Below are 12,728 nucleotides of genomic sequence, written 5' to 3' on the forward strand. Positions count from 1 at the left end.
GAGCTTGCGGAGATTCGCGACCTGTTCGCTGGGGAGCGTGACGGGTGACGCGAGTGGGCGAGGGCCGCCGGCACCGGGGCGGCCATGCGGGCCGCGTTGCACCGAGGTGATGGCGCAGCCCCGCTACCGGTCGTCACACGTCGGTCGATCGTGCGAGGTCAGAGGGAGACTTGCCCCTGCTCGTCCGATGGTTCGTGCGCCACGACCTGCTGGACGAACCAGGACATGATCCCGACGATCTCCTCGGAACGGTTAGCCAACACCTCAAGAGGGAACGACGGGCGCAATTCGAGCTTTGCCTCCGCCAGTTCGATACCCGGGACGGCGTTCAGACGGGACATGAGTTCCTGACGCAGTCCGCTGTCGTCGAAGGGCGGCCGGGAGCGCATGTACTGGAAGACGACCTCGACTGTGCCGAATACGGGGTAGAGGGTGAAAGGCCAGATGGCGGCGGCGCGGGGCGCGGACTCCTTGCGCAGCATCAGGAAGCAGCTGGTTTCGGTCGCCCTGCCGTAGTCGAGATGGCAGCCAGGAGCGATCCCTTCCCATGACTGGAGGACGGTGAGGATCGCGTCGGCGGCGTCCGGCCGATTGGCCCGCAGCAGTTCGGTGAAGCGCGCGGCACGAGCATCGAACGATCTGCCCGTGGCCGCCGAGTCGGAGGAGCCGCTCGACGATCCGATCTCGGGCACCTCCTTGCCCAGGAGCGAAGCGAGGTCCTCCGCGGTCAGGCGATGGGAACTGCGCGCCTTCCCGCTGGCGTCGAACGGCACCCCTTCCGCGTGCAGGAGCGTGAGGGGGTTGCCGCCGTATTCGTCGTTCGACCAGCGGAACGACGCGGAGACCCGTCCGGCGGCGGTCAGCACCCGGTAAGCCCCGTGCACGCCGGCCTTCGTGGCGAGAAAGTTGCCGACCGGGACAGGATGGCTGCCGATCAGTTCGGCGATGTCCCCGTAAGTGGTCCAGGTGCCGGTGGGCATGGCGATCAGCGCGGCGCGCAGATCGGCCCACCCCGTCCGCTCCTCGCTGTCCGCGCGTTGCTCCCCCTCGGGGCCGGGCCACAGGGAGACGGCACGCGCGGCCAGGTTGTCGGCACGGTCCAGGATCTCTTTGCGGCCCCACCGGCGCGTCGCCGCGATCTCCTGGTTCATCCGGAGCGAACTCGCCTCCAGAATCTGTTGTTTCCGCTCGAAGGGGTGGTTGGAGAGTTTGGTGTTCTCGGCCGAGAGCGTCAGGTTTCCCAAGGTGTGGACCAACAGGTCGTGCAGTTCCTGAGGGGTCTGGCCGTCATCCGAATCCTCGGCGAGGACGTCGATCCATGCCTGGGCCGGCCGCTGTGGCAGCACGTGCTCCACCGTGAGCTTGGCCCGCTTGAAGTCCACGGGCTCCGCCGATCCGTAACTCTCCTCCAGCCGCTCCAGGACGTACGCGCGTTGCGGTCCCTGCCCGTTCCAGTAGAACGGCTTGCTGCGGATTCCGTCGGCTACCTCGGCGTCAGTGGGCCAGCCGCGGCGTCGGCCCGAGAGGTAGCGTTGCACCGCCTCCGCGGCCGGCCGGTCGGTCTCCATGTCACCCGGCATCGACATGAAGAGCCGGTTCAGGCTCTGGGTGCTGACCTGGCACAGCATGCGGCGGACGAGGAATCCTTCGACGTATCCGAGGGCCCTCGCCGCCTCGTCGGCCTGGGCGCGCCCGGCGTCCACGAGATCGAGCAGATGGAGCGCGATCGGATAGTGGATGCGTCCGCCCCAGCGGGCGAGGTGGCGAAGCTGCTGGCGCAGCTCGTCATGCGGCTCCAGAGCGGGATCGAGGATCCGCCGCAGCAGCTCGGCCCGCCGGGCGAGCTCGCCGATCTCCTTCTCCAGCGCCTCCTCGTTCCCTGCCAGCGGCTCGAGCCGCTGTTGCTGGACGCGGTAGATGTCGGTCTGCTTCGTCTTGCTCTCGCCGCGTACGACCAGGTCGAGCCAGACGAGGAGTTCCAGATTCTTGGGCCCCAATTGCTGCTGCATGGGCAGCCACAGCTGCTCGTACACACGCTCCCCCCGGCCAGGGAGCAGCATGAACACATAGTTCCTGAGCAGGTCGCTCTGGCTCAGGCCTACGCCGGTGTTGTTGATCGACTCGAAGATCCGGTACACGTTGTCACCGCGCTCGGCGGTGATCTCCACGATGGAGAGCAGATCCCGTAGGGCTATCTCCACCGCGGTCGTCCACTCCGCACCGTGTTGCTCCTGTCCGCTCGCCAGCACGCCGCGGAAGAAGCGGTAGGAGGCCCCGATGTTGTCGGCGCCGCCTGAACGAGGACTGTTGGAGACGCAGGCTCCGTAGGACGCCCGGTCGGCCTGGGTGGGAAGCAGCCGGAAGTACTCATCGCCTTCGAGGAACTCGTTGACGAGGTACTGGCGGTGGATACGGTCGGCCGTCCGCGCGGAACCCTCAGCCACGGAATCCCGGATGTGGTCGCGCAACGCGGTGAACGCCAGCATGATGGTGGTGATCCGCTGCTGCCCGTCCACGACGAGCCAGCGTTGCACTCCTCCGGCCTGCAACTGGCCCGGGGCCAGAACGACGGAGCCGAGGAAGTGCGAGGGGGGACTGCCTCCTTCGAGCTGCTGCTCGACCAAGTCGATCAGGTCGTCCCACAGCCGCTCCAACTGCTTCCGCGTCCAACTGTAGGTCCGTTGGTAGAGAGGTACCTGGAACTGCTTCTCCCCCTGAACGAGCTTCAAAAAGGTGATCTCTTGCGCACGCAAGGAGCGGCCCCCCTCGATTGTGAACGTCTTGCTCGGCGGCCTCGCGACCTGTGACGTCTCCCCACCAAGAGCGTAGTGCGCGGCTTCGCCGCGCGTAGTCCGGTCGTGAACGCGCATGGCACTGAGGTCCGGTCGGTGAACGCGCATGGCACTGAGGATTCACCGTCCCCATGTCCCTGTGCGGCTCGCGCAGTTCTCCAGCAGCGGCAAGCGGGGAAGTCGAGGAATCCGGCATAGCCGGGGTGGCGGTCCCGGGCGAACCAGGCTTCCACGCACCGCCGATGAACCCGGGCTGCTGCGGGCTGCGCCAACCCAGAGGTCTCACGGCAGGGCCCCCAGGGTGGCTGCTGCCGTGGTCACAGATCGTCGGCCGACCCGTCGAGGGCTGGGCCGCAGCCTTCGGGAAGGTTCGCGGCGATCAACGCCACTGCCTCCTCCACCGTCTCGGACTCCCCGAGAACCGTACCGTCGGACTGGCGGACGACCATGAACCCGCCCCCGGCGCGCGGGAACAGGCTGCCCACGTCGTGCGGCCGCGGGTGGCGAATGCATCGGCTGAGGTACAGGGCGCCGTGGCTGACCGTCGGAAACAGTTCCCGCAGGCGAGGGTCTGCGTAGGCGGCCCGGGGCATGGCGGGATCGATCAGTCCGTCCTCGGATTCGAGAACGGACTTCCACTCAGTCGCGACGATCCCAGCAGCCCGCGTGAGAGCTTCATCGTTCGCCATTCGGCAGTCCATCACTTTCGGGGCTCTGGTGGTTGCATCTCGGGGATGCCCGGCTTCGGGACTTCCTCGATCTCCCCATCTCCTGAGTACCACCGCGTTTCCTCCCACGGGCGGCCGATCGGTTCGTCATCGTCGAACACCAAGCTCGACTCGTACAGGCGCGTGTTGCGTGCGAGGACGCTCACTCCCAGGCCGCCTCCCCAACCCGTCACTCGGCCAGTGCCGGGGTGGGGTGCGGAGTGTCCTTCATGGGCAACGAGAGGACCGCGACAGCCACGCGAAAGGCTTGGCTACGCGGCCCTCGATGTGCGCGGCCTCTTGCCGTCGCGGAGAGCTGTCCGGGCCCAACGGGCCGTCGGGGCAATGGAGATGGGTACCCATTCCCTGCGGGACCCGATGTCACAGGTCGTCGGCCGTCCCCTCGATCGCAGGTCCCCAGTCCTCGGGCAGGGTTGCGGACAGCAGCGCGACTGCCTCCGACGCGGTGTCCGCCACGCCTACTTCACGGAGGCCGGACTCACCCGTCTCCCACAGGCGCATGACGGAGAAGCGCCCGTCGCGTCGTCCGAAGAGGGAGGGCACGTCCCGGGACCATGGATACCGTGTGCAGCGGCTGAACTGAAGAGATCCGTGACTGATGAGCGGGAAAAGTGAACGCAGTCTCGGCTCCGCATGGGCGGCCCGTGCAACGTTCGGATCGATCACGCTGGATGATTCCGAAAGGACGCTCTGCCACTCCCTGGTGACTGAACCGGGGATGCCGGCCTCGATCTCGTCTGCCATTCGCCTGTTCTCTCCTGCGTCTGTGGTACTCGGGATTCTCCTGCACACGGCGATCCGTTCCGCCCACCATGTCCTTCGAACAGATTCGTCGGCAGGGGAGTCCGCTTGCCGTTTCCGGAAGACCGCATGCCGATCGGGATCCGCGAGGGGCCCGTTAGCGGCTCTGTCAGCACGGCGTCTTCAGCGGACCGCTTGTTCGCTTCGGTCTCCGCGTCGAAATCTTCCATCTCCAGACGGATGTACTGCTCGAAGTCGGCAAGGGCGGCGTCGGGCTGTGACGCGGCAAACGCGGCGACCTGGACATGAATCATGCGCAGGATGTGCAGCGTCTGCTGACCTTTGCAGTTGGTGGACTCGCCCATGGACGATCCTTCTGGCTGAGATGGGAAGGGGCGGACTCAGGTGGCGAGCAGGGTGTTCTCAAGGCGCTGCACTGCGTCTTCGTGGGGCCGCAGGTGTGGCTGCATCACCCACAGGTCATCGTGGCGGTTCGAAGCCCAGCGACTACCATGTCTTCTGCCCCACAGCTGTCTCCCTCGCGAGCCTGTCCCTTCTCTGTAAGCCGTATCCGACCGCTGTTGCCCGCTCTTCTGGGCACGGCTGGCGTGGGCCGAGTGGCCCGGCGTGCATCGTGCTGAGCGCATCCGGCCTCCATGCGGCCATCAGTCTTCGTGCGGAGTCTCCAGCTCTTGGAGCCGTTCGCCGATGTCGGTGGCCCATGCCTGTGCCCACTGCCGCAGCCCGGTGATTGCTTTCTCGTCGAGCCCGTAAGCGGCGAATTCTGTGTCGTCGATCCAGTCGGCTCCGCCCAGTCGTGCCTGAAGCTCGCTCAAATCGAAGCAGTCGCGGGCATGGCGGCGTCCGAGCTCCTCCAGCTCGACAGGGCTCCAGCGGTTCGCAGCGGCCTGTACGTCGATCAGATCCCTGTCGAGTCCGCGGTCGAAGAGCGCGCGAACCTTGGTTCCGACGACATCATCGAGGGACAGCACCAATCCGTGCTCGGTGTGTACGGGCGGTCGCCAGAGCGCTGACCTGCCATCCGTGTTGTTGCAGGCCGGCGCGCACGGCAGCAGCAATGTTCTCCATGCGATCGGGGTTCTCGTCGCTACGTCGAGGTCCTGGCTGAGCCGGTCGACCAGGCCGCGTGCCTGAACTGCGTAGCCGCCGGTAAGCGCCAGAGGGTAGGCACCGCCCACGGCGAGTACATCAGCCAGCAGAGCGACGGTGCAGGTCGGTGAGGTTCACGCAGCAGCCTGGGCGCTGTGAGCCAGCTCGTCGAAGGAGTGTTCCCAGACTTCACGGACATCACGGCTGATCAGTGTGCGCAGTGTGGGCCACAAACTGACGAGAAGGCCGCGGTTGAGGTACCGGACCAGATCGTCATGCTGACCCTCGGCCAACACGATGCGGTAATAGCTCATCCGCAGCCGTGGCTGGTCGAGGTCGAACGTGGTCAGCCCCGACCATGCCAGGTGAACTGGCAGGCGCACCGTGCCGTGCTCGGGGCCGACAAGCTCGGAGAGGGCTGCGGGCGTTCGCCGGGCGAACTTGGCACGGCGGAGATCAGAATGACTGGGCTGTGATGCCATACGTCGATTATCCAGGGAGAGGCCACGAAGCCGACCGGATGCATCCAAGGCGATCCGAACGAAGAAGCCCCTGGCCGATGGTCAGGGGCTTTCATGTGGAGCGGGTGACGAGAATCGAACTCGCGCTCCGAGCTTGGAAATCAGCGGTGCTTGGGCTGCCAGAGGGGCTATGACCTGCGCTTTCCCATGAGGGAGCTTGGGTTTCCATGGTCTCTGGAAGCTGTACCTGACCGTTGTTGTCCGCTCTGCTGGGCACGGATGGGGCACGAGGGTAGCGGTGCAGCGGACCTTGCCAGGGCGCGCTCGGTGTGGGCCGGCGCGTCAGAGAGGGATGATGCGGACCTGGTCTCCGCAGAGTTTGGTCATGTCGTCGCTGTCGGAGGTCAGGAGGGCGACAGGTTTCTGCTGGCGCAGGGCGACCTCGGCGACCGTGGCGTCGATGGCGTACTTGTGCCCGTGCAGCCCGGCGCCTTGGAGGAGCTCAGCCGTCGCTTTCGCCGCCTGCTCGGTGACGGGCTCCACCTTGACACGGGACAGGGCCCAGTTCAGGCGGGGCATGTTGGTGCGGGAGTGGCTGACTTCCACGATGGTGTTCGCCCCGATCACGAGGTCGGCTCCCATGTCGTGGAAGACCTGAAGCATCGCGAGAAGCTTGCGGTCCTGCGCGATCCAGGCGGAAAGCCCTTCCGAGTCCAGGACGACGGTTTCGATGCGTTCGATCACGCGGCGTCCGCGCCCGTGGAAGCGCCAGCGGAGCCGAAGATCTTCGCGCGGGCCTCGGCGAGCTCCTCGTCGCTGAAGGGTCCGTGCTCCTCCTTGTGACGGCGGAGGCCGTCGCCCAGCAGCTGGTGCCGAATCTGGCGGGCTACGGCTTCCGCCACGTAGCCGGAGACGTTGTCCGTGAGCTTGCGGAGCTCCGCCACCTGGTCGCTGGGGAGCGTGACGGTGATGCGAGTCGTTGAGGACATACGTCAAGCATACTGGAGTATGCACGCAGGCTTGGGTTTGTGGCACCGATCCTTCCGGTCAAGGTGCCGCCACCGGAGGGTGCGGTTTCCGGTGCTGGAGTACGAGCCCGCCGACCATGCGCGTATCGGTCAGAAGGGTGGTTCGAGATAGCTGGGGCCATCACTGTGTGGCCCCCAGGCCCAGGACTCCTCCAGCAAAGGCTCGGAATCGGGGGCGCCGTGGCCCCACGCTTCGAGCGCCTTCCGGGCAACACGCCGGTTGGGCTCGTCGCCGCTGGTGTCCAGGATGGCGCGCGCGTGCACGACGAGCTGATCGCGGTGCCCGGTGAGCGCGGGGTGCTCGGCAAGGATGAGTGCGGCGATAACGGCGGCTTCACGCACGTCCTCGTGGCTGTCTCGGAGGAAGGGCGAGACCGCCCGACAGAGCATCGGGCGCAGGTCTCGGAAGGACGTCACGATGGTGCCGGGGGCGAGGAATCCAGGGGAGTACTGCTCCGTGCGGCCCACAATTTCGTCGGAGGCGTCGTAGACCGTGGAAGCCAACCAGCTCAACAGCGCCGCGCGAATGGGGACGTTGCGATAGGGCCGGGGGGTCGTAACCGCCGGGTGGGTGAGGATGCCGGCGACATACATGGCGGCGGGGGCAGTGGCTTCGTAGATCGTGTTCTGGTGGCCGACCATCTCACCCAGCTCTGACAGGGCGTTGACCTGAACCTTGGGGTCGGGCGTCAGCAGTCGCGTGAGGACCTCGGGAAGGTCCTCACCGTTCCCGAAGGGCGTCTCGAGCGAACCCCAATCGGTCTCCGACAGGACTACCTGGTACGGCGGCAAGAAGGGCTCGCTGGGTGCGCCGAGGTTGGAACGGCTGTGGTTCACAGGCAAAACCTAGACCAGAAGTCGGGTGCAATTCTCATGGTCTGCGGCGGTGAGGATGGACCTCTTGGCCCCCAGGAAGAGGCTGAACCATGTCGAGAGGGCGTCGATCTGAACGATCTCACCGTCTGTGCCAGGCAGGGCGCGGGCCGCGGTAGGCATGCCGGAGAGCTTCCGTTTCTACGACCTCCGGCACACCGGCCACACCCTCTCGACACGATCAGGGGCCACGCTTAAAGACACGATGGTGCGCGCCGGCCAGTCGACGGAGAAGGCCGCCCTGATCTATCAGCACTCCGACCACGAGCGCCAAAAAGATGTGGCGGGCGGGCTGGACCGGATGGTGCGCAAGGCCCGCGAAAAGGGGTCAGGTAGTGCGTAGGCGGTGCAAGGCGCTTAGGGAGGTCTAGACAACGACGAACCCCCAGGCCGTTGGCCTGGGGGTTCGTGGAAGAGCGGGTGACGAGAATCGAACTCGCGCTCTGAGCTTGGGAATCAACGGTTTCTAGGGCGTTGAAGTGGCTCCGACCTGCGATTTCTGATTGGTCAGGTCATCGGCTCCCAGTCCCTGGGAGCTGTATCTGACCGCTGTTGTCCCCTGTGCTGGGCACGGGTGGGGCACGAGAGCCACCCGTGCGCCGCGTGATCCGGGCGGGCCGGCTGGTCAGGAGGGATGATGCGGACCTGGCTGCCGCAGAGCTTGGTCATGTCGTCGCTGTCGGAGGTCAGCAGGGCGACGGGTTTCGGCTGGCGGAGTGCGACCTCGGCGACGGTGGCGTACTTGTGTCCGTGCAGTCCGGTGTCCTCGAGGAACTCGGCCGCCGCCTTCGCCGCCTGCTCGGTGACCTGCTCCACCTTGATGCAGGACAGGGCCCAGTTCAGGCGAGGCAGGGTGGTACGGGAGTGGGTTACCTCCACGATGGTGTTCGCCCCGATCACCAGGTCGGCTCCCATGTCGTGGAAGACCTGAAGACCTGCCCGGTGTCGTAGCTCCGTCCGTCGGCGTTGATCGCGTGCCCACGGCGAGGAAGTGGATGTCGGCGAGCTCGGCTGCCTCTGCGAGGCTGGTGGTGAACCGCAGGCGTCCGGTGGCCGTGTGGGTGCTGAGGAGTTCGGGCAGGCCGTGCTCGTAGAAGGGGCACTCGCCGGTGTTGAGGCGGTCGATTTTCGCCTGGTCCAGGTCCACGCCGATGACCTCGTGACCGATTTCGGCCATGGCAGTGGCGTGGGGGATGCCCAGGGGACCAGCCGATGAGGGATACGTGCATGGGGTCGACGCTCCTTTCCTTGTCTCTCGCCCGCCCAGAGGAGTCCGGGTTGGGCGGGTGCGTCACGCTAGCGCCAACACCCGGCAGGACCCCCTTCGTACAGGTGGATCAACCAGTCTGCTGCTTCAGCAGGTTGACGAGGGCGGGCGGCGCTTCGCCGGCGGTTGCCCACCAGGTCGCCGTCCTGGGGTCCTTCCAGCGGGTACGGCATGAACTGGCCGTCGCGCCAGAGACCCTCCGGGTCCAGGTAGACGACCCGCATGCCTCGGGCGCCGGCGCGGGCCTGGACCTTGCGGCGGTCGGGGTGCAGCCCGACGACGAGAAGGGCCTTGGCGCCGTCGGCCCACTCGACATCGGGTACAGCCTGGTCGTACCGGCGTATGAAGCACTCGTCGAGCCCGGCGCGCGGCGAGCACGTCGAAGTTGTCGGTGATGACCGGGTCGACGAGGTGCCGGGCGTCCATTAGTTCCCTCAGTGCCCACATGGCCGGAGTCGGCTCGGCGAGGAAGCATGCGCAGAACATCTCCACGAACCCCGCCGTCTTCTCCTCCGGCTCTGCCAGCAGCTCGTGGAGGAGAGTGTCCGCTGTCGGGGAGAGGATGAAGCGGTGTTCCCGAGGCTCATGGCCTTGGCGGTCGGTGACCCGGTAGATCTCGTGGAGCCGGTGCAGGGGCGGGATGCCCGCCTCGACCGACGTACCGCAGCCGATCTACACCTGGAATGGCCGCTGCAGGAGCGAGAGCTTACCGGCCGTGCTGAGTGGCGGGATCTACGTCCCTTAGTCCCCAAAGCAACTTCAGTGAGGGTTCTGCCCGGGGCTGGTAGGGCTCTTGCCTGCGCGGCTGGTCCGCAGATGTCCACGCTCGTCTGCAACTGTTCGCCGACGCTGTCACGGCACGCAAGCACTCACCAGCTGCCGATCTGCGACTTTGAGCCGAGTCAAGTGGACACACGTCAGCCTGAGGGGTCCTCTCCTGCGTTGATCAACAATCGTGCCTGACCGTCTCTGCCGGCGCTTGTCGTGCTGTCGCCTTCCGTGGCGTCGGAACCAGATGAACTGCTCTCCATCAGCTTGACTGGCAGGCGGGTAAGCCGGATACTGCGATTGGAGAGTGCTAGAGCTTGGTTCCCTTGGTACACCACCCAAGGAGACTTGGCGTGAGCGATCGATCAGCTCGGTGACGCTGGGCTTACTGACGCACAGTAGGTAGGCCCACTCGCGAAGCCAGCCCCTGCGGGGAAGCACGGTTGATCGCTAGCTGTCGCTGGTGCTACTTCCACAGACGTTAGCTTAGGCCGTGACCCATAGGGTCACGGCCTAGCTCACTAATTGGAGTAGCGTTGACGAATCGATCCGTAGCTGAGGGCCAGCCACTGCCAGACGAGCAGAGCGCAGGCGAGGGCAATGACGAGGCTTTTGCGGTCTTGGCAGAAGCTGTTACGTCGCTAATGCAGCCTGGCAATCGCCCTCCCACAGGCAGTGAAATTCGGCTGGATATGAAACGCCGTACCTACGGTGGATTCAATCCGAAAGCTCTGGGATATAAGAGATTTCGCGACTTTCTGGATGATGCTGAGGCGCAGGGGTTTGTGGTCATCGACCGTGACCGCCCTGGGGACGTGGCGGTCACTATTCCTGGAATTCGGCAGGCGAGTAGTCAATCCTCGGTTATTCGCAGGGATCTATGGAAGGCGTTTATCGACTGGAATCCTGCATTCGTTCGATATTTCGCATTCGATCAAAATCGGGCCATCGTGATCCCAAAAGTTGCTGCGCCTCTGGAGCCTTCACGGTACGCAACAATTCGCGGGCGCATTAAGGATGAACCGGAAAATTTTTGCGAGATCAAGCCGGTTTCCTATAACGTCCAGCATCAGTGGATGCAGGAGTTCACTGCTAATGTGAGCGAAGAGAAGACGCGGACTCTTTTGCAAAAATCGCTGGAAAGCGAGAAGCCAGCAAAGATGTTCGCGGCCGTTCTCCGTACGCTGCCTAGCGTGCAGCAAGCCTGGTATGGCAAGTTGAGGGACGGTGTTGACGTCTACGTCCAGGAATGGCTGGCCAGTGATGCGCGCCTCGCTGATGTGGAAATTTATGCGCCGCGCACCATTGAGAGTGAATCTGCACCTGGCAAACACGCCAACCATTCAGTGAGTGAATCAGAGAAGGGGCTAATTGAGGCTGCCTCGGTGCTTGCGTCGAACAGTATGGGGATTAGTAAAAATTTGGCTCAATTTCTGCTCTCAAGTAGTGGGGAGAAAGAAAGAGGCTCCTCGGATCTCAGGAGTAGTTTGCATGCCGCCATCGATAGGATGCCGGACGAGGAACTACGGAAAATTGTTATCCCTGTCGGATATCTATTCGAAGCGTGATGGCTGCCGGTGCATACACTCAGGAATATCGTGGAGGGATCTTGCCCTGTTCCCAAAAGTGTGGGAGCAGTCGGGTCGTTCCCACGCAACTTGAAGGCTCGGTCGAAGGTGCAAGTTCCAGGGCAAAGGGCCCTGATTCTTCCAGGAGACATGGCTGGTATCGAGCGGGTTGACGGCCCTGGTACCCCATCAGCCGGGCTTAGCGGCCTGGGAGATGACGAAGCTAGAGCAGTCCGATCGCTTCTTCTGGCGAATCCCGCTTTCATTACCCCGCTTGAGAACCCATCGCAAGAAGAACTGCTTAGCCTGGGTGTAGACCCTTCGGGATTCAAGTCTGAGAACCCGCGTGCTGTTGCCTTGTCGGTCTGTGCCCAGCTTCCTAACGGCACCCCTCTTTACGGGTGTTCCAGGCTTGTTGCACTCGAAAACGGCCTTCGCATGGGTAGCACATTGCTGCTGCATAGTGCGGATCGCTGGACGGAGACACTGGAGAGTCTAGAAGCCGAACTCGTTGTGCTTCTGCAGGCAGCGGCCGAGGGTGTTCAGCCACGCCCCGAGCCCAACGGTAAGGAGTGGCGCAAGGTTGCGGCGCTTCTCGGGGGTTCAGACTCCCGCTCCAGCCTTCCACGTGACTGGAAAAGGCGCATGAGGCTGGCTGCGGGATTGAGAGAGGTAGAGCTTGATATTCGGCCAAATCCTGAGTCGGCAAGAAGTGAAATTGTTAAGGACCTTCGCAGTAAACCACCTAACGCACTCCTTGTCTGGGTGGATTGGGTAAAAAACCCGGAAGTCTTCATTGCCCCGTTCATTGCGGCACGTCCAGGGGCTAAGGCGGAGCACCTGGGAACGCGTGATCAAGCAATGGATTTCAGTGAACATTTGGCTGAACTGTCCATGCATCTTTCGGAAATATCACCAATTGGTGAATCGGTGGTCTCGAATTCGGAGGCTGTGAAAGATTGGAGTCAGGCAGCGGGTAAAGTGCTAGAATTGTGCGGGGAGCATCTTGTTTTAACTGAACGAGCCGTCAAAATGCTGCATGGCAACCCCTATCCCAAGCCTGCTCGAATGCTGGATCACTTGGAGCGGCTGGCTCGTGTGGCTAAGGCGTATAGTCAGGGGCGGGGCGATTTGGGCGGACGGCTAGCCGACTACGCCTCCTCTGAAGAGGGCATTGAGATCGCGCTGACAGACAATGGTCTCGGGAATCCGAGAATTAAGCTGAACGGTGAATGGTTTTCAACTCAGCCGCACGTTAAAGTGGACGATGCTAAAAGCCCAGCGGATTGTGGCAGGGTGTATTTTGCTCTCGATAATGTCGGTTATCGTTTTGTCGTCGATCATGTTGGGCTGCATGACTACCGGTAGAGGCCGAAGTCGGCGGAGCGGGTT

At 63.9% G+C, this 12,728-nt stretch carries 10 protein-coding genes and 4 pseudogenes; 3 read left to right on the forward strand and 11 right to left on the reverse strand.

Annotated elements, in window-relative coordinates; genetic code table 11:
- Positions 1–158: 158 nt before the first annotated feature.
- From ACIRJT_RS16845 to ACIRJT_RS16885, 9 genes and pseudogenes are all read right to left on the reverse strand, one after another.
- Positions 159–2,753: a DUF262 domain-containing protein gene (locus ACIRJT_RS16845; protein WP_403909679.1), complete on the reverse strand. Its 2,595-nt coding sequence runs from the start codon at positions 2,751–2,753 to the stop codon at positions 159–161.
- A 356-nt stretch (positions 2,754–3,109) separates the two neighbouring features.
- Positions 3,110–3,481 (reverse strand): DUF6193 family natural product biosynthesis protein, encoded by a 372-nt coding sequence (locus ACIRJT_RS16850; protein WP_403909682.1) that lies wholly within the window; start codon positions 3,479–3,481, stop codon positions 3,110–3,112.
- A 399-nt stretch (positions 3,482–3,880) separates the two neighbouring features.
- The gene (locus ACIRJT_RS16855) at positions 3,881–4,264 is read right to left on the reverse strand and encodes a DUF6193 family natural product biosynthesis protein (RefSeq protein WP_403909685.1); all 384 of its coding nucleotides are present in this window, start codon (positions 4,262–4,264) and stop codon (positions 3,881–3,883) included.
- Positions 4,183–4,626, reverse strand: a complete 444-nt coding sequence (locus ACIRJT_RS16860) for a hypothetical protein (RefSeq protein ID WP_403909926.1) — start codon at positions 4,624–4,626, stop codon at positions 4,183–4,185. The genes ACIRJT_RS16855 and ACIRJT_RS16860 overlap by 82 nt, the downstream gene beginning before the upstream one ends.
- A gap of 300 nt (positions 4,627–4,926) precedes the next feature.
- Positions 4,927–5,509 (reverse strand): annotated as a pseudogene (locus ACIRJT_RS16865) (hypothetical protein).
- Positions 5,506–5,853 carry a transcriptional regulator gene (locus ACIRJT_RS16870; RefSeq protein WP_403909689.1) on the reverse strand — a complete coding sequence of 116 codons (348 nt, stop codon included), beginning with the start codon at positions 5,851–5,853 and terminating at the stop codon, positions 5,506–5,508. Before ACIRJT_RS16870 ends, ACIRJT_RS16865 begins: the two are co-directional and overlap by 4 nt.
- 321 nt (positions 5,854–6,174) lie before the next feature.
- On the reverse strand, positions 6,175–6,576 hold the full coding sequence (locus tag ACIRJT_RS16875) for a DNA-binding protein (protein WP_403909692.1): 402 nt from the start codon (positions 6,574–6,576) through the stop codon (positions 6,175–6,177).
- On the reverse strand, positions 6,573–6,821 hold the full coding sequence (locus ACIRJT_RS16880) for a hypothetical protein (protein ID WP_403909695.1): 249 nt from the start codon (positions 6,819–6,821) through the stop codon (positions 6,573–6,575). Before ACIRJT_RS16880 ends, ACIRJT_RS16875 begins: the two co-directional genes overlap by 4 nt.
- A gap of 129 nt (positions 6,822–6,950) precedes the next feature.
- Positions 6,951–7,697, reverse strand: a complete 747-nt coding sequence (locus ACIRJT_RS16885) for a hypothetical protein (RefSeq protein ID WP_403909698.1) — start codon at positions 7,695–7,697, stop codon at positions 6,951–6,953.
- A 136-nt stretch (positions 7,698–7,833) separates the two neighbouring features.
- On the opposite strand from ACIRJT_RS16885, the pseudogene ACIRJT_RS16890 reads away from it, so the two are divergent.
- Positions 7,834–8,076: pseudogene (locus ACIRJT_RS16890) on the forward strand (site-specific integrase); the annotation flags it as partial.
- Positions 8,077–8,363: 287 nt separating this feature from the next.
- On the opposite strand, the pseudogene ACIRJT_RS16895 reads toward ACIRJT_RS16890, so the two are convergent.
- Both ACIRJT_RS16895 and ACIRJT_RS16900 read right to left on the reverse strand, forming a co-directional pair.
- Positions 8,364–8,648: pseudogene (locus ACIRJT_RS16895) on the reverse strand (DNA-binding protein); the annotation flags it as partial.
- A pseudogene (locus ACIRJT_RS16900) lies at positions 8,639–8,962 on the reverse strand (UDP-glucose 6-dehydrogenase); the annotation flags it as partial. The pseudogenes ACIRJT_RS16895 and ACIRJT_RS16900, both read right to left, overlap by 10 nt.
- Positions 8,963–10,304: 1,342 nt before the next feature.
- Here ACIRJT_RS16900 and ACIRJT_RS16905 point away from each other — a divergent pair.
- Together ACIRJT_RS16905 and ACIRJT_RS16910 are read left to right on the forward strand one after the other, a co-directional pair.
- Positions 10,305–11,336, forward strand: coding sequence for a UPF0158 family protein (locus ACIRJT_RS16905; protein ID WP_403909701.1), 1,032 nt, complete (start codon positions 10,305–10,307; stop codon positions 11,334–11,336).
- 150 nt (positions 11,337–11,486) lie between these two features.
- Complete coding sequence (locus ACIRJT_RS16910) at positions 11,487–12,704, forward strand: hypothetical protein (RefSeq protein WP_403909704.1); 1,218 nt, start codon at positions 11,487–11,489, stop codon at positions 12,702–12,704.
- The last annotated feature ends 24 nt before the right edge of the window (positions 12,705–12,728 follow it).

The sequence above is a fragment of the Streptomyces sp. NPDC102283 genome, assembly GCF_044766265.1.
Classification (GTDB): Bacteria; Actinomycetota; Actinomycetes; order Streptomycetales; family Streptomycetaceae; genus Streptomyces.